Below are 16,800 nucleotides of genomic sequence, written 5' to 3' on the forward strand. Positions count from 1 at the left end.
ATATGCAGAGGCATCCTTTACCGACTTCATCGAAATAAAGCCAGACCATTCGGTATTAGCTCCACTTTCGCAGAGTTATCCCCAATCCAGAGGTAGATTACCTACGCGTTACTCACCCGTGCGCCACTCTACTGAGGGCCGAAGCCCCGTTCGCGTCCGACTTGCATGTGTTAGGCACGCCGCCAGCGTTCATTCTGAGCCAGAATCAAACTCTCCAGTTTGAAACGTCAAGGCAACCAAGTTGCCGTAGAAACCTTACCTTGGTTCTTCTCGCTATTTATTTGTCAAAGACCGTTGCCCTTCCGGGCGCGAGGTCGGCGCCTCTACCGAGACACCCAACCCCCTGTCAAGGAGTTTTTTCTCAGGGCCACCAGGCCCCTCTCCCGAAGGGACGCACCCCTACAGAGCACCACCCTTCGCTGTCAAGGACTTTTTTCAACGCCCTCAACAAAAAACCACTCGACTTTCAAGGAACACCCACGAACGAAAACCTCTCGCCCGCGGGAAGACAGCCTCTAGAGAAAAACCCGCACAAAAGTCAAGAAGAAAAATTCGCATCCCCAGACTTTTCGAAGAACCTCCTTTTTTCAAACAGAAAATAAACGGCCATGCCCCAAAAGACTCCCTCGTCGGCGCAATATCGCCTTGCCTTTGATACAGCAAAAGGATACGGAACACAAAAAAGGAGCCATGTTTTTTCAATCGAGCGCCATTATGTATATTTTCACTACATCTTCCTCCCGCCCCCGCGGATTCACCCTGGTCGAAATCGTGGTGGTCCTTGCCATCATTGGCATCCTGATGGGTCTATCCGCCATGGCGCTTTCCACCTACCTGCCCTACAGCAACCTCAAGCGGGCAACGCGCACCATCATCAGCTTGTGCCAACTCGCGCGCATGGAGGCTATCAAAAGAAATACCAACGTTGCAGTGGTCTTCAACGCTGCCGGCCGAACGTGCTCGGTCTATACCGAAGATGGTCCTGACAACAATTGGGCCACTGAAGGCGACAACGAGATGTTCCGGCGGTTTTCCCTGGATGAACTGCAAGGCGGCATCGACTTCGGGCACGGCGTGGCCACAAAAACGGTGAGCGGCGCCACTTTTTCCAATTCTACTTCCGACCTCCCTCCAGGCAGCCGCTTTGTCTTCACCCCTCGCGGCGGCATCTCCGGCTCCCTGGGAACCGTTTACCTCCAGGACAGAACAGGGGCGACCATGGCTGTCTCCGCCCGCAGCCTTTCGGGCTCCATGCTCGTCCGACAATGGCAAGGTACGCAATGGACGCCATAAACCAACAGCATAGCACGCCAGACACGGCAGTTCGCGGCATGACCTTGGTGGAACTCCTCGTGGTGCTCGCCATCATGGGGATCCTAGGCACCGCCCTCTATAATCTGTTCCAAACCCACAACCGCCAAGCGCTCATCCAAGAAGAAACCGCGCTCATGCAGCAGGAACTCCTGTCCGCCATGGTCATCATGACCGACAGCATCCGCATGTGCGGATATTCGCCCAATATGAGCGCGACCACGGGTCTGACGGGGTTCCGATCCCCAACCAATACCACATACCTCAACTGCACCCGCGACATGAATGGGAATGGGACCATTGACACCTCTGACGACGAAATCATCACCTTCCGATTCAATGCGGCAGACGCTGAAATCCAAACCGCCAGCGCAGGCGCTGTTTCATGGCAGCCATTTGCCATCAATATCGGCGACCTCCAGTTTACCTATTTTGACGAAAACGGGAATGTCATTGCCGATCCCAACAGCAATCTTGATGCGATCCGCATGGTCGAAATCAACGCCACCGCTGTGCCATCTGCCAATCGCGCTGCGATGGGGATCCCCAACCATACCATGAGCACGCGAGTGCTCGTGCGTAACTTGCAGTAGCCTATGGAAACACGAAATCACGGTTTTTCACTTGTCGAGCTCTTGGTGGTTGCGGCCATTCTCGCCATCGGTCTCCTTGCCATTGCCAAGCTTTTCTCCCAGGGGGCGTGGCAAGAAAGCCGCGCATACTATGAGACACAGGCCAACTTCCTTTTGGAGCAGACGCTGGAAAATTTGACGTCAGCGACGCCGCTGCCGATCACAACAAACACTACTCTCGACAACGTCGATTATACCATCGCGTGCGCATCGGCCAACATCACCCTCTCCGAAGGGAGCACTACAACCAATTGCTCCGATTGCGCCGTTACCTGCACTGTTTCCTGGAATATATTTGGACAAAACCGTTCAACGAGCTTTACCTATGCGACTCGATAACACACTTCGACACAGGGAACGTGGCGTCAGCATGGTTATTGCACTCATCGTGCTCGTCATTCTTGGCGCTTTGGGCTACATGGTGGTTGACGTGGCAGACACCAATGTGATGATCGCAGCCAACGATCGCATGGCGAAGCACGCTTTCTTTACTGCGGAAACCGGAATCCGACGAGCGACCGCGATACTCCAATCGGATCAAGGAGATGAGATATTGGGACTCAGCGGGAATTTGACCTGCGAAGAGGCCAATAAGACAGACTGGATATCTTTGGTAAATATGAACACATCTGTGGCTATTACCAGAGCGATTATTGAACCATGTGGATCCGCTGCTGGAGAAAGCACAGGTGCGCGTGCAGAAGGAAAACATTGCGACTTCATCTTCATTTCCTGCTACGAAGGAACGAGATCTAGCCGCGCACGGATCGATCAACGCACAAGAAAATACTATCGCTGAGGATGCAGGCATGAAAAAATCAATGTTTTTTTTCTTGGCTATAATGATATACAGTGCAGCATATGCAGCAGACAATATATGCCAAGAACAAATCTATAAAATCAAAAAGCAAGGCATCCATTGGATACTCCAATCGCCAACAACCAATGCCACCATGCCTGTCATGAGGTCGACACGCTTCTTTGATTGCGGAAGAGTTCCCGGATATATCCAAGATTACATGGACGGCGCCTATTGCGAAGTCGAGTGCGGCACAACCCCCAAAGGAGAACACTATGCGAAACATGTCTATATTCTGTGTGAGTAGCGTCCTCTTCTCCGTGATCGCACTTTTCCCAAGCACATCTTTTGCCTACAAAGCGGAAGATTTTGTATGGATACCGCCACTTCTCTCTTCCCAAGAAGAAAAGCCATCGACAACAATCATACTGGACAACTCAGGAAGCATGCTTGGGCGCGCATATACAGAAGATTTTGACCCATCAAAAGAGTACTATGGATATTTTGATCCACGATCCTATTACAGATATAATACATCAAAAGAATATTTTTATCTCGACAACTCATCTGGAGATTGGAACGGAAATTTTCTCAATTGGGCAACAATGCATCGCATCGATGTGGCAAAGAAAATACTTATTGGCGGAAAATATACTTCAAGCCTCTATGAGACAGAGCCAACCGACTCAAACGGAAGAGTCCAATCATTCACATATAACGATTCTTCACCAACAACAGATCTCAATGGCAACGCACGCCATATGACCCCATATCATTACGACCTCACCCTTGACCATGAATCAAACGACAACAACCTTGTCATCTACTACGGCAGCAAAACAATAACACGCCGCGCGCGTCTTTACTCTACGGAAATTAAGGATGGCGTCCTCCATCAATTCAAAAATTCCATGAGAATTGCCCTTTTTTTCTACAATACAACTCAAGGCGCACACATATCTCAATACATGGGCTCTGGAGACACACACTTTCAAGATGTGTACAACGCTATTAGAGATGTATACCCAAGCACATGGACACCCCTTGCCGAAGCACTCTACACAGTAACCGGATACATCAAACAAGATACGACACAAAGTGACAACGGGCCAAGATACTCCGGGACATCTTCCTACACAACAGGAACAAAATACGACCCATATTATTTTTCTGAATATAGCGATACAACACACTGTACCAAGCAAAGTGTCATCCTCATCACCGATGGTGAAAGCACACAAGACCAAAACATCCCATCTTCGATAAAAGATATCGTCAACCCCAAGCCACATAGCTATAGTTTCAGCAGTTATGGATCATCCTATTTGATCGATGTGGCCTACTATGGTCATACAACGGATTTACGTTCTGACTTTCCTGGACAACAATCCTTTGATTTCTATACGGTCTTCGCGTTTGGCTCCGGAAGCAATCTCCTCAAAGACGCGGCCCGATACGGAAATTTCAAAGATTCCAACGGAAACAATCTTCCTGACCTCGCCGCGGAGTACGACACCGACGGCAATGGCCTCCCCGATGCCTACTTCGAGGCGGAAACCGGACAAGAACTCGAAGCGGCCATCACCACGGCCCTGCAAATGGCATCCACGCCAACGGCATCCGGGACCGCGGCCGCCATGGGCCGCACCTCCTCCAGCACCACCATGTATTCCGCCATCTTTTACCCGCCTACCAATGGCACCATGACCACACCTCCATGGGCCGGCGATATCCTGACCTACTTTTTGGATTCTTCGGGACAGCTTCGCGAAGACAGCAACGCCAATTTCATCCTCGATAGTACCGACAAAAATATTACTTTCGAGGTCAACAGCTCCATGATCACCCGCAACGGGATTCAGATCAAACTCGAAGACATCAATTTCGTGTGGCGTGCGTCCACGTGGCTGAACAACATTCCAGACGCCTCGGTCGTCATGCAAAGATCTACATACAATAGCACCGCACAAAATCGATACATCATTACTTTTGCCGACGCAAACAACAATAGTATCGCCGATACTGGAGAAATTCAAAACTTCGAGATTCTTTCCAATCCAAGCGATACCACAGATACGAGCAAATTCTATTCGTATCTAACGCTCTATCCGTCTTTCGACGATGCTCCAAGTGCTATCAAGAATTTGTCTGCTTCAGCAAAGTCAAGTCTTTTTGGAGAGCTCGCTCGGAGACAAGTGGAATTCATCCGCGGAAAAGACCAAGGTAACGTCACCGTATCTGGATACACGCTCGCGACGAGATCACGAAGTTATACTCAAAACGGAACGACTAAAACGTGGCGCCTTGGCGATATCATTTACTCCACTCCTGCAGTGGTCAACAAACCAAGTGGCTTTTACCATCAACTCTACCAAGATTCGACATACCTCGATTTCTACAAAAAATATAAAAACCGTAGAGAAGTGATCTATGTTGGCGCTAACGACGGGATGCTGCATGCGTTCAACGGAGGATTTTTCTCCAACAAACAAATACTCACTTCCAAAAGCGGAGAAACATCCTTTGCTATCGGCCAAGAGCTTTGGGCATACGTTCCGTACAATCTCCTGCCACATCTCTACTGGCTCATGCATAAAGATTACGGCCCAGACATCCATAGCGCGTATATGGATTTGAGTCCTGTGGCCTTCGACGCCCGGGTCTTTCCCGACTCCACCACCCATCCCAATGGCTGGGGCACGCTTTTAGTGGCAGGCATGCGTTTTGGCGGTGCCACCGTGTACGCCGACGTCAACAAAAACGACAACCTCGACTCCTCGGACCGCCTCATGCGATCCGCCTACGTCATTATGGACGTCACCGATCCCGAGCAACCGCCAACCCCCATCGCAGAAATCACCGCCCCTGGCCTTGGTTTCACCACCTGCTTGCCGGCTTTTGTCCCGGTCGCCAACGCCACCAATGCGTCCCAATGGTACCTCGTCTTTGGCTCCGGGCCCGCGGACAGCGCGGGGACTCCGGCGGCCACCCGCCTCACCATCCCCACCAGCGACCAGACAGGGAAGCTGTTCGTGGTGGACCTCAACGCCCTCGTCCAAAACAAGGAGCTGCGCTTCCTCAATTCCTCCGGCCAGTTCACCACCACGCCCACCCACTACGCCACCACAGAGTCCGCCTCGTTCATTACCGATCCCTGGGCGGTGGACCTCGATCTCGCGCAGGGACAAATCGACTTTCCCGGCGCCATCAACATGGACGTGGTCTATTACGGGACCGTGGCTGGCGACCAAACCAATGCCACGGGCACGGTCCGCCGCCTCCTGACCAAAGACACCAACGATACCAGCCAGTGGATAGGCAATGCGACGCTCATCAGCCTCGACCAGCCTGTAACATCAGGATTTGAAACCAGTATCGACACCAATAAGCGCCCGTGGGTCTACTTTGGCACAGGGAGATATTTCCACAAAGACGATATTCTCCAAGAAAAATACATGTCTTTTTACGGGATTCGTGAACCAGCGGACGCCAACGGCACATTGACTTGGGGTGTCGTAAATAAAGATGCACTATATAATAGCGCTGCAGTAACCATAGACAACACAACGAGTGACACATCATTCCAGACGATCATTTCAAGCGCAGAGAATGCTTCTGGATGGCGCTTAAATTTTTCACACGCTCTGGAGCGTGTTGTCAATAAACCACTTATATCCGAAGGAATCATTTATTTTACATCATACATTCCAAACTACCAAATCACCGATTGCGCTGTCGAAGGAAACGTGCGGCTCTATGGGGTATATTATAGAACAGGCACGGCATATATCCAGGCGGTATTCGGGGACAACAATTACGACACATTTGTCGATATCGGCACGGGCCTGCCGGTAGAACCCAAAAAATTCACCACAGATACAGGGGTGAAAATTTTCGTCGGCCCGGTTGGTGTCGACGTGTATTCCTCAACCGACAGAAACCCCGTGATGTATTGGGACAATACACGGGAATTCGATCTTCCCACCCGAGAAAGTGAGTTCGTCAACTAAACAGAACGCATTTCCCTGAAGCCGAGAAGCCCACGCTCCCTGCGTGGGCTTCTCGGCTTCAGGGGCACAGAACATCACGCTCACCCCAATTTTTCCACCCCCTGGGCCAGACGAAGGAGCCGTTCCGTGTCGTGGAGGGTGATGGTGCGGCCGTGGACGCTGATCACTCCAGCTTCGGCCAAGCGCCCCAGGGTGCGGGAAAGGGTCTCCGGGCTTGCGCCCAGAATGGTGGCAAGGGTGCCTTTTGCCACGTCCAGCCGCACGGCCCGGCGGCCCCTCTCGGCACGGTGGACGAGGTAGGCAGCGAGGCGCTGGGGCATCTCCTTGAGGGAAAGGCTTTCGATAAGCCCCGTAAACTCCCGCAAGCGGCGGGCCAGCACCGCCAGCATGGCCATGGGGAGGGCAGGATTTCGGGCATAGGCCGCGAGCAAGCTCGCTCGCGGGAAAAAACACATTTCCGCATCCTCGAGGGCCTGGGCCGAAGCCGGGAAATGCACGCCCGCAAAGACCGGGACTTCGCCCACAGGCTCTCCAGGGCCCAAGATATGCAGTGTCTGTTCCCGACCATCCCATGCAGTCTTGAAGACCCGCACGCGGCCACGCCCTACCACGAAAAACCCCTCCGCAGGGTCTCCCTCGGCAAAGAGCCATTCTCCCCTGGTGTAGCGCTGCACCTGCCCCACGGCGGCGAGCTCCTGCGCCTCTGGAAGCCCTTGAAAGAGGCTGGACGCAGTAACGACTTGCAAACACTCCATACACCCCTCCACGACTGACAGTCTCAAGCTCGACAGCACGGCCCGACATGGATATCCGGGAGCTATCATTTTCACACGAGGTTGATCATGCCTTTTCAAGCTGTTCTCTTCGATATGGACGGAACCCTCCTCGACACGCTGGAGGACATCGCCCACGCCATGAATCACGCCCTGAGCGAGCACCGTCTTCCCACACACCCGGTGTCGGCCTACCGACATTTCGTGGGCAGCGGGGCGCCAGAGCTCGCCGCCCGGGCACTGCCGCCCGATGCGCCGCACGGGCTGCGCCGCCAGGTGCTCGAAGCATTTCTTACGCGCTACCGCCAGGCGTGGAACATCCATACCCGGCTCTATGCCGGTATCCCGGAACTTCTGGACTTCCTCTGCGCCCAAGGGCTCGCCATGGCGGTGCTCACCAACAAACCCCAGGAGTTCGCCGAGCAGTGTATGCACGCCTACCTCGCGTCCTGGCCCTTCGCCGTGATGCGTGGCATGGACGCGCACACGCCGCCCAAACCCCATCCCGCAGGGCCGCGCCGCATCATGGAGCACCTGGGCATCGCGGCCGAGGGCTTCCTCTATTTGGGAGACACGGACGTCGATATGCTTACCGCCCGCGCCGTGGGCATGCACGCCGTGGGGGTGACCTGGGGGTTCCGGCCGGAGGCGGAACTCCGTGCCGCCGGGGCGCAGACCATCATCCATCACCCCATGGAGCTGGCGGCGCTGCTGGAAAGCCCCATCAAGCCAGCACCAGATAACTCACCAATCCCACGGGGATAAACATGAGGCTCGGCAGAACAATCCGGGGAAGCAAACGCGCCGGGTCCACCCGAAAATAGCGGCACGTCACCAAATAGCAGATGTGCATGGGCGAGGCCATGATTCCGGCAAACCCGCTATAGAGTCCTAGGCAGAGCAGGGCCGGGATCTGCGCCTGCTGCCCGGTAGAAACCGCAAGCCCAAAGAGCAGAGGAAACGTCGCCCCCACGAAGGCCATGGTAATCCCCGAGATGCCGCCCACGGCAAACGGCAGCACCACGGCCAGGAGCACCACCGCCCCTCCACCCCCAAGCTCTGCGGCCAAAGCGTCCACCACCTGTCCGCGGGCAAGGACCTCCTTGAACACGAAGACTGCGGCCACCACGACAAGAAGTGCCAAGATATTGTTCCTCGCCGCCCCCTGCAGGATCGTACGCCACTGCCCCTGAGACCGAAGCAGGCTCACCACTGTAGCCACAACCATGGCCGCGACCACAGCCCACTCCATGGGCAGGTGCGGAAGCAGCCGGGCGCACCCCCATTCGCCGACCACAGCCCCGCCGATGGCAACCGCCAAAGGCAGACCATCCAGCAGGCCAGAGGCAGGTGTTCCTGCTTGGGAAAACCGTCTCCACCCTCCTCGGGATCGTACGGGACGCAGGATCCACCACCAGCCCAAAGCCATGGCTGTCAGGGGACCGGGCCACATGAAGGCCATGACTTCCGTCACAGGCATGTGAGCCAGTGATGCCGCCAGAATGATCCCTGGGTAGAGCGGCCACGCCAACTCCCACACATGTCGGAACCAATAATTGATCAAACTTTGATCTTCCGGAGATAGTTCGAGATCCGCCGCGGCCTGGGCCACCATGGGAGCGGAAAAGATCGCCCCGCCCGGCATGGGTAAAAGGCCGATCAAGGCAGGGAAAAAGGTGACGAGAAGCTCCGGCGACGCAATGCGGCCGCGCACTGCGGCCAAAAACCGGGCCGATTGCCCGGAGGCGGCATACACGGAGCTGAAGACGAGAATCACCGTGATCATGACGGCCAAAAGGACCGTTTGCCGGGAAAGCAGGGCCGCCGGGAGTGCCCCAAGCCACTGCAGCCACGAAAGCCCCCGCAGCATGGCCAAAGCGAAGCTTGCCCCCACGATGGAGGTCGCAAGGCCCAGCCGCGCACGGATTCCGCCGAGCAGCACGGCAAACACGAAAACAAGGGTCAGGGTCGCAGGCATCTCTCATCACGGGGCTTTGGGTAATCCACGCAGGGTTGCGCTACAGCCCCCCCCGCCCAGGGTCAATGCCTGCTTTTCCGAGTTTTTTCCGAAGCGCATTGACGCAACCGCCACAAAGGAATAGGAACCGACCGCCCGCCGTGGAAATTTTATCTATAATCGAGAAGGGAGTTCTCTATGAGCGAACACCATGGTCTCAAACGCCGCGTCCTGCGCGAGGAGGTGGCCGAATACATCATGGCCGCCATGCTGCGCGGCGAACTCTTGCCCGGCCAGAAGGTCGTGGAATCCAAACTCGCCCGCGAGCTCAACATCAGCCAAGGGGCCGTGCGCGAAGCCATCCGGGACCTCATCGCCCAGGGCATCCTGGAGACCGAACCCTACAAAGGCACCCGCGTCCGCACCCTTTCCCGCGAGCAGATCGCCGACTATTACGAAGTGCGCACTGAGATCGAAGGCATTGCCGTGCGCTGGGCCATCGGCAAATACGACGGCCGGTATCTGGACCTGGGCTACCTGGAGCGCTGCGTGGAAGACATGGAGCGCTGCTTCCTCCAAAACGACACCAAGACCATGCGCCTGCACGACATGGCCTTCCACGAGGCCATCGTCCGCGCCGCAGGCAGCGACAGTTTGCTCAAGGCCTGGAACAGCCTGGGCAACCACTACTGGATGTACGTGGCCATCCACTACGATCACCTCGCCTCCCTGCTTCCGGAACAGATCGAAAAACACAAAGCGCTCTTTCGCGCCATCGCTGCCAAAGACGTCCAGGCCTATACGCAATGCGTGCGCGGCCATTACTTCGACGCTGACCGCCTCTTTGCCATGCCTGCCACGCAATAGGGAGTTGTCGTGCGCAACACCCGCGCCAAATCGCTTGCGAAAGACCCCTGTTTTCGCCTAAGGACAGCTATCTTGTAGCAACCTCCATCACGGCAAAGGATGCGGCATGCCTGCGATCACCATCGATCAGCTCCGGCCCGGGCACGTCCTTCAAGAGGATGTGGTCAACCTTCATGGTCGCCGTCTGGCCGCTGCCGGGACCGTTCTCACCGAGGCCCATCTGCGTACCTTCAAGACCTGGGGGGTGCACACCGTCCAAGTCCACCCCTCCGCCTCCCCCCAAGAGACACCGCCGCCGCTGCCCGAAGCGTTTCTCGAGCACGCCAGACATGCCACCAAGCGCTTCTTTACCCGCAACGACACGCGCCACCCCTTGGTGCGGCAGCTGGCGCACATCTACTATAGCCGCATCCTCAAGCGCGGGGAGCTCCCTCCAGCGCCGCCGCCCATCCCAGAGGGGCCCGCAATCACCTCACCGCCCCTCGACCAGCTGCTCGGACAGCGCATCGAGCTGGCCTCACTGCCGGACATCTTTACCCGCATCATCGAGGCCTTGGGGAAACCCAACGCCTCGGCCAGCTATCTGGCGGAGCTCATCCAAAACGACATCGGGCTCACCACCCGGCTGCTCAAGGTAGCCAACAGCCCGGCCTTTGCCGGCCCCCGACGGGTGGAGACCGTGTCACGGGCCATCGCCCTCCTGGGAACGGACCAACTCTGCCGCCTGGCCTTCGGCATTTCCCTCGTTTCGCTCTTTTCCCACATTCCTCAAGAACTCTTGGACATGCCCCAGTTCTGGCGCCACAGCATCGCCTGCGGCATCCTGGCCCGGCTGCTGGCCATCCAGGCCAAGATGCCGGCAAGCGAGGCCTTCTTCCTCTATGGCATGCTCCACGACATCGGCCGGCTCATCATGCTCACCCACGAACCAGACTCCGCCCGGGCGCCACTGGCCCTGGAAGCCCGCAGACCCCATGGCCTTCTGGATGCCGAACGGCATTTCTGGCACTATGACCATACCCAAGTGGCCGCTGCCGTGCTCCAAGCCTGGAAACTTCCGGATCACCTGGCGCTGCCGGTGGCCCTACACCACGCCCCGGGCCAGGCCCCGGACATCCCGGCAGCAGCCATCGTGCATTTGGCCGATGCCCTGGCCCACATAAGCCTCCACGGTGGCAGCGGCGTCCAAGCCCTCCCACCCCTGGACATCGCGCCCATCGAACGCCTCGGCCTGGGAGAAGGCTTCGTCCACACGGTCATGCCCCAACTGGACGCCCATATCGACGAGGTCATGCACCTCTTTTTCCACCATGCAGAGTGAACTCCAGCAGCTCCAGACCCGCATCCTCCACCTGGAAGAGGAACTGCTCTTCGCCCAATCGGTGCTCGCCCAAATGAGCGATGCCGGCTGCTTTCACCAAAGCCTCAACCGTTACGCCTCGGCCGATGCCATCCTCCAGGAGGCGGACCACAAGCTCCGCCAGGTACTCCCCCTGGTGGCCACGGCCTTTTTTCTCATCGACGAAGCCACCGCCGACATCGAGATGCGCCTCGTTCAGGGGCCGGAATACATCACCCAAGAAATCCCCCAAGAAATCGAACGGCTCCGGGAAGAACGCCTGGTGGCGCAAGCCTTGGTGAGCGATCACGTCATCTTCCGCACCGCATCCCGCGGCGACGCCACCTTGGTGCTCCACGGCATCGCCACCCGTTCCCGCGTGCGAGGACTCTTTTTGGGGGTGCTTCAGGGCCCCCGGGAGGACCTCCGGGAAAGCGCGCTCACCCTGCTTCGCGTGGCCCTCGGCAACCTCGCCCATACCCTGGAGAGTTTTGAACTCTACCGCATGCTCCGCTCCTCCAACCGGGAGCTGGAAGAACGCAACCAGGCCCTGGAATTGGCGCGGGCCCGTTTTCATGCCTGCTTCGAGCTCATGCCCTTGGGGCTTGCCATCCTCCGCACCCCCCCCGACGAGCCCCCCAACATCATCGCCATCAACGCCGCGGCCCGACGCCACGGCCGCTGCACCCAAGATGCCCTGCCCGCCCCTTTGGCGCAGATATTCCCCTGTATTGCCCAGCACTCCACGCTCTGGACGGATTCGTCGCCCGCGCCGCGCCCCTTTGGTCCTCTCGCGTGCCATTGCCACGGCCAAGAGCGGTGGATCCAAGGCCAAGCAGTGCCGGTGTGGCCCAACGAAGTGCTTCTGCTCTTCGAAGACGCAACCCAGCAGCACCGTATGGAAGAAGCCCTGGCAGCAGCACGGCGCCTCACCCGCATGCTGGAAGACAACGCCCGCGACCTCACCCTCGCCATCGACGAGGCAGGCATTCTCACCTATGTGAGCCCCAGCGCCCGCAGGCTGCTCGGCGCTGACCCAGCCCGACTCGCGGGCATGCCCGCCACGGACATCATCCCGGAAGAGGTCCTTGCCCGGGTACGCCTGGCCCAGGGGGGTAGTCCCGTCACCGTGGAAACCGAGCTCGTGCACCACAGCGGCGAACCCATCGCCTGCGAGCTGGTAGCCTCGCCGCTGCGGGACGACGAGGGCCATTGGGACAGCATCATGGTGGTGGCCCGGGACATCCGGGAACGCAAGGCCCTGGAAGCCCGTCTCTCCCACCAAGCCCTCCACGACGGACTCACCGGCCTTCCCCAGCGAGAGCTCTTCCTTTCCTTTATCCAGCGCGCCATCCAGACCAAACACCGAGATCCCAAGCGCACCCCCGTGGTTTTTCTCGTGGAGTTCCTGCGGTTTTCCCAGGTCGCCATCTCCTTTGGACAGCGCGTGGCTGACGCCATCCTGCTCCAGGTGGCACGCCGCCTCCAGGAACACGTGCGCGCCCACGACGCCATTGCTCGGCTCGGGGAAAACCAATTCGGCATCCTCCTGGACGATCCCCACGACGGCCGCGCCCTCATCCGCCTCCAGCGTCGGCTGCGCCAAGCCCTCGAAGCCCCCTACCTGGTGGACAACCAAGAAACCCGGCTGGAAACCGCCTGGGGCCTCGCCTCCATCCTGGAGCCCCAAACCACGGCCGACGAGGCCCTGCGTCAGGCCTCCCTCGCCCTTGCCCACAGCAAAAAACAAGAGCACCGGCGCGTACAGGTCTTTCGTCCGTCCATGCGCCAGGAATTCGCGCACCGCGCCGCCCTGGAACAGGACCTCGCCCGCGCCCTGGAAGAAAGCGGTGCAGGCGGCGGACCGCTGGACATCTATTTTCAACCCCTGGTCCGCCCTCCGCATTTTACGCTCTGGGGGTTCGAGGCGCTGGCGCGCTGGAACCATCCCCATCATGGCTTCATCCCGCCGGCGGTCTTCATCCCCCTGGCCGAGGAAACGGGCCTCATCGACCCCCTGGGCAGGCTGGTCCTGGAGCGCGCCTGCCTGCACGCCGCGGCCTGGAATACCCGCAACGAAGTGCACTTGTCGGTGAATCTCTCGACGCGCCAGCTACTCTCCCCGGATCTGGCCGAGCACGTACGCCAGGTGCTTGCGGCAAGCGGCCTTTCCCCACACCTGCTCACCCTGGAGATCACCGAATCCACCCTCATGACCAACCCCGCCCAGGCCCTGACCATTCTCCAGCGCCTGCGCCAATTGGGTATCGGCATCGCCATCGACGACTTCGGCACCGGGTATTCGTCCTTGGCCTATCTCCATCAGCTGCCGGTCACGAGCCTCAAGATCGACCGCTCGTTCGTCGCCACCCTCTCTCATCCGCCCACCCAAAACCTCGTGCGCACCATCCTCTCCCTGGCCTTCAGCCTCGGCCTCCAGGTGACCGCCGAAGGCGTGGAATCCTCAGAGCAGGCCCTCTTCCTTGCCCAAAGCCAAACCCATTTCCTGCAAGGCTTTCTCTTCTCCCGCCCTGTGCCTGCAACCGAGGCCGAGGCGCTTCTCTCCACCCCAAGCCTTGCCCCGTAACCTATCCATCGCCGCCCAAACGTCACCAACGCGCCATCATCCGGTAACGCCCCCATGGCAGAAGCGGACATCATCACCCGACTTCAAGGAGGTTGTATGTCCCTGCTCCACCCCGACATCTCCGCGGCCCTGCGGCAAGAACTGCACCGCGCCCAAAAGGAACACGACTCCCTGCGCGCCCGGCTGGCCGAGACCACGGCACTCCCGGACATGACCGACGAGGCGGACCGCATCCAAACCTCCCTGCGCGACCTCGCCCGCTATCATGCGGTGGTGCGGCGCTGTGAAGAACTGGAAAAGGCCTTGCAGTCCCTTGCGCGCGGTGACTACGGCATCTGTGAACTCTGCGGCGAACCCATCGCCCTGCGCCGCCTCATGGCCGTGCCCTCCACCCGGCTGTGCATCCACTGCCAGACGCTTTTGGAAGCCCAACAGGTGACGGGCAACCACTCCGGCGCTGCAGCCTCCCAACGGCTCTAACCCCACCCATCTGATTCGCCCCGCCACCGCCCTTCGTGCTTGACATGAAGGGCGGCATTTTTCTACCTGTTTGCATACTTTTTTTATAAAAATATGTCTTAAACGATATTTTTTTATCCAAGGAGATGATTGTGCGCCGACTTCTTGCGACTATGGCAGTGTGTGCGCTCGGCCTCACGTCCGCCGGGGCGGAGACGCTCCCCATCATCACCGTGGAGGCCACGCCCATCATCGAAGCCAATCAGGTAGACCCGTTTGCCTCCAGCTCTACGGTGGTGTCCCGACAGCAGATGGAAGACCTCAACGCCGTGGATCTCCCCACTGCCCTGCGGCGCACGCCGGGAGTGACCATCTCCCGCTATAACCCGGTGGGCGCCTTTGGCGGGGCCGAAGGCGGCGGCATCTTCATCCGCGGCCTTGGCTCCAGCCGTCCCGGCGGGGAGGTGAAAACCCTCGTTGACGGCGTACCGCTCCTCATGGGGGTGTGGAACCATCCGCTCCTCGACCTCATCTCCATTGATCCTGCCGAGCGCATCCAGGTGTTCAAGAGCCCCCAGCCGCAGGTGTTCGGCAATGCCCTGGCGGCCGTCAATCTCGTGCCCAGCATCCTCAAAAACCAAGGTTTCACCACCCACCTGCAGACCCAGGCAGGTAGCTCCAGCACCGTGATCCAAAAGACGGAGCACGGCGGCCGCAGCGGCAACTTCGCCTACTTCATCGGTCAAAGCTTCCGCCGCTCCAGCGGACACCGCGAAGACGCCGGCGGCCGCATCACCGCGTACCACGCCAATACGCGCTACGACTGGAACACCGGCTGGTACGTGAGCGCCTTTGGCCTCTATACCGACAATCTGGCCCATGATCCTGGCGTAGAAGGAAACGAAGCCGCCACCCAACAAGGCACGTACGCCACCCACGCCGGGCTTGGGATCTTCACCCTCGGCCACGAGCTGCCTCAGGCCCGCGGCTTCATCAAGCTCTTTACCAACAGCGGCCACGGGGCCTGGACCGAGCAGCTCCCTCCGGACCGCGACACCATCAGCACCTTCGCGGCCTGGGGTCTGCGGGCACAGGAAAACCTCGTCCCCTGGGAGGGCGGGGAAATCCGCCTCGGGCTCGACTGGGACAGCATGGACGGCCACGTGGATTTCACCAAGGCAAACGGCGCCGAGTCCGACTGGGACACCTCAGGGGTCCAGATCCTCTCCCCGTATGCGGCCATCCACCACACCTTCGGCGATCCCTCATCCTGGTTCCTCACGCCCTCCATGGGCGCTCGCCTCACGAGCCATAGCGAGCTGGGCGCCCGGCTTGCCCCCCACGCCGGCGTGGTGGCCGGCTGCGGCCCCACGCAGGTGCATGCCGGCTATTCCCGCGGTGTGCTCTATCCTGGCCTTGAAGTGCAGGTATTCTCGCAAGCCGTCCTGCCTGCCTTGGGACAATCCTGGAAAGACCTGGACCCGGAAGTGCTCGACCATTTTGAAGTGGGCCTGCGCCACGACTTCGGCACCCTGGCCCGGGCCGAGGCCACCCTCTTTCGTGATGCCGGCCGCGACCGCTACGTCATCGTCCCGGCCCCGCCCTTCCCGCCCCGTTACGCCAATATCGAAGAATACACCCTGCGCGGGCTGGAACTGGCGCTCACCCTCTGGCCCACGGACGACGTGAGCCTCTTTGCCGGCGCCACCTTCCTCGACCCCGAGCCCGCGGACCTGCCCTACGCCCCGCATACGAGCATCAGCTTGGGCGGCACCTGGAGCTTCCTCGAGCACTGGCGGCTGGCCATCGACGGCCAGCACGTCTCCTCCATGCACGTGGGATCTCAAGCACGGCGGGCCGGCACGGAAAACGCCAAAGAAGTGGACGCTTCCACCGTGGTCAATGCCCGTCTCGGGTATGGCTGGACATGGGAGCGCCTCCAGGGAGAAATCTTCGTGGCCGCAGAGAACCTCTTCGACGCCGACTACGAATACCAGCCGGGCTACCCCATGCCCGGGACCACCGCCATGGTGGGACTCGATCTGCGCTTCTAGGGCCCGCCGCTC

At 58.8% G+C, this 16,800-nt stretch carries 13 protein-coding genes and 1 rRNA gene; 11 read left to right on the forward strand and 3 right to left on the reverse strand.

Annotated features, from left to right (window positions below; genetic code table 11):
• Window positions 1-221: ribosomal RNA gene (locus BR00_RS11465) — 16S ribosomal RNA — on the reverse strand; the annotation flags it as partial.
• 493 nt (window positions 222-714) lie between these two features.
• On the opposite strand from BR00_RS11465, the gene BR00_RS11470 reads away from it, so the two are divergent.
• The 5 genes from BR00_RS11470 to BR00_RS11490 all read left to right on the forward strand — a co-directional run bounded on the left by BR00_RS11470 (window position 715) and on the right by BR00_RS11490 (window position 6,752).
• Window positions 715-1,293: a GspH/FimT family pseudopilin gene (locus tag BR00_RS11470; protein ID WP_496477736.1), complete on the forward strand. Its 579-nt coding sequence runs from the start codon at window positions 715-717 to the stop codon at window positions 1,291-1,293.
• Window positions 1,281-1,904: a PilW family protein gene (locus tag BR00_RS11475; RefSeq protein WP_496477737.1), complete on the forward strand. Its 624-nt coding sequence runs from the start codon at window positions 1,281-1,283 to the stop codon at window positions 1,902-1,904. The genes BR00_RS11470 and BR00_RS11475 overlap by 13 nt, the downstream gene beginning before the upstream one ends.
• 3 nt (window positions 1,905-1,907) lie before the next feature.
• Window positions 1,908-2,282, forward strand: coding sequence for a type IV pilus modification PilV family protein (locus BR00_RS11480; protein WP_496477738.1), 375 nt, complete (start codon window positions 1,908-1,910; stop codon window positions 2,280-2,282).
• Between the two features lie 31 nt (window positions 2,283-2,313).
• The gene (locus BR00_RS11485; RefSeq protein ID WP_496477739.1) at window positions 2,314-2,742 is read left to right on the forward strand and encodes a hypothetical protein; all 429 of its coding nucleotides are present in this window, start codon (window positions 2,314-2,316) and stop codon (window positions 2,740-2,742) included.
• A gap of 275 nt (window positions 2,743-3,017) precedes the next feature.
• Window positions 3,018-6,752: a pilus assembly protein gene (locus BR00_RS11490; RefSeq protein ID WP_496477740.1), complete on the forward strand. Its 3,735-nt coding sequence runs from the start codon at window positions 3,018-3,020 to the stop codon at window positions 6,750-6,752.
• Between the two features lie 80 nt (window positions 6,753-6,832).
• Here BR00_RS11490 and BR00_RS11495 read toward each other — a convergent pair whose 3' ends face one another.
• Window positions 6,833-7,507, reverse strand: a complete 675-nt coding sequence (locus tag BR00_RS11495; protein ID WP_496477741.1) for a Crp/Fnr family transcriptional regulator — start codon at window positions 7,505-7,507, stop codon at window positions 6,833-6,835.
• 87 nt (window positions 7,508-7,594) lie between these two features.
• Between BR00_RS11495 and BR00_RS11500 the strand changes: the two genes are divergently transcribed.
• Entirely contained in the window at window positions 7,595-8,290 is a 696-nt protein-coding gene (locus tag BR00_RS11500) for an HAD family hydrolase (RefSeq protein WP_496477742.1), read from the forward strand.
• On the opposite strand, the gene BR00_RS11505 is transcribed toward BR00_RS11500, so the two are convergent.
• Window positions 8,250-9,503, reverse strand: coding sequence for a DUF401 family protein (locus BR00_RS11505; RefSeq protein ID WP_496477743.1), 1,254 nt, complete (start codon window positions 9,501-9,503; stop codon window positions 8,250-8,252). The genes BR00_RS11500 and BR00_RS11505 overlap by 41 nt on opposite strands.
• 177 nt (window positions 9,504-9,680) lie before the next feature.
• On the opposite strand from BR00_RS11505, the gene BR00_RS11510 reads away from it, so the two are divergent.
• The 5 genes from BR00_RS11510 (at window position 9,681) to BR00_RS11530 (ending at window position 16,788) form a co-directional block, all read left to right on the forward strand.
• Window positions 9,681-10,349 (forward strand): GntR family transcriptional regulator, encoded by a 669-nt coding sequence (locus tag BR00_RS11510; RefSeq protein ID WP_496477744.1) that lies wholly within the window; start codon window positions 9,681-9,683, stop codon window positions 10,347-10,349.
• Window positions 10,350-10,455: 106 nt separating this feature from the next.
• Window positions 10,456-11,670 (forward strand): HDOD domain-containing protein, encoded by a 1,215-nt coding sequence (locus tag BR00_RS11515; protein ID WP_496477745.1) that lies wholly within the window; start codon window positions 10,456-10,458, stop codon window positions 11,668-11,670.
• Window positions 11,660-14,275 carry a putative bifunctional diguanylate cyclase/phosphodiesterase gene (locus tag BR00_RS11520; RefSeq protein ID WP_496477746.1) on the forward strand — a complete coding sequence of 872 codons (2,616 nt, stop codon included), beginning with the start codon at window positions 11,660-11,662 and terminating at the stop codon, window positions 14,273-14,275. The genes BR00_RS11515 and BR00_RS11520 overlap by 11 nt, the downstream gene beginning before the upstream one ends.
• Before the next feature lie 96 nt (window positions 14,276-14,371).
• The gene (locus tag BR00_RS11525; RefSeq protein ID WP_496477747.1) at window positions 14,372-14,755 is read left to right on the forward strand and encodes a TraR/DksA family transcriptional regulator; all 384 of its coding nucleotides are present in this window, start codon (window positions 14,372-14,374) and stop codon (window positions 14,753-14,755) included.
• A 131-nt stretch (window positions 14,756-14,886) separates the two neighbouring features.
• Window positions 14,887-16,788, forward strand: coding sequence for a TonB-dependent receptor (locus BR00_RS11530; RefSeq protein ID WP_496477748.1), 1,902 nt, complete (start codon window positions 14,887-14,889; stop codon window positions 16,786-16,788).
• Window positions 16,789-16,800 lie beyond the last annotated feature (12 nt).

Source organism: Thermodesulfomicrobium thermophilum DSM 16697 (assembly GCF_059568695.1).

What these genes read in the sequence shown, in the direction of transcription:
- BR00_RS11480 (WP_496477738.1), top strand. Translation starts at nt 1,908, where the DNA reads ATGGAAACACGAAATCACGGTTTTTCACTTGTCGAGCTCTTGGTGGTT.
- BR00_RS11500 (WP_496477742.1), top strand. Translation starts at nt 7,595, where the DNA reads ATGCCTTTTCAAGCTGTTCTCTTCGATATGGACGGAACCCTCCTCGAC.
- BR00_RS11470 (WP_496477736.1), top strand. Translation starts at nt 715, where the DNA reads ATGTATATTTTCACTACATCTTCCTCCCGCCCCCGCGGATTCACCCTG.
- BR00_RS11485 (WP_496477739.1), top strand. Translation starts at nt 2,314, where the DNA reads ATGGTTATTGCACTCATCGTGCTCGTCATTCTTGGCGCTTTGGGCTAC.
- BR00_RS11510 (WP_496477744.1), top strand. Translation starts at nt 9,681, where the DNA reads ATGAGCGAACACCATGGTCTCAAACGCCGCGTCCTGCGCGAGGAGGTG.
- BR00_RS11475 (WP_496477737.1), top strand. Translation starts at nt 1,281, where the DNA reads ATGGACGCCATAAACCAACAGCATAGCACGCCAGACACGGCAGTTCGC.
- BR00_RS11490 (WP_496477740.1), top strand. Translation starts at nt 3,018, where the DNA reads ATGCGAAACATGTCTATATTCTGTGTGAGTAGCGTCCTCTTCTCCGTG.
- BR00_RS11515 (WP_496477745.1), top strand. Translation starts at nt 10,456, where the DNA reads ATGCCTGCGATCACCATCGATCAGCTCCGGCCCGGGCACGTCCTTCAA.
- BR00_RS11495 (WP_496477741.1), bottom strand. Translation starts at nt 7,507, where the DNA reads ATGGAGTGTTTGCAAGTCGTTACTGCGTCCAGCCTCTTTCAAGGGCTT.
- BR00_RS11505 (WP_496477743.1), bottom strand. Translation starts at nt 9,503, where the DNA reads ATGCCTGCGACCCTGACCCTTGTTTTCGTGTTTGCCGTGCTGCTCGGC.
- BR00_RS11525 (WP_496477747.1), top strand. Translation starts at nt 14,372, where the DNA reads ATGTCCCTGCTCCACCCCGACATCTCCGCGGCCCTGCGGCAAGAACTG.
- BR00_RS11520 (WP_496477746.1), top strand. Translation starts at nt 11,660, where the DNA reads ATGCAGAGTGAACTCCAGCAGCTCCAGACCCGCATCCTCCACCTGGAA.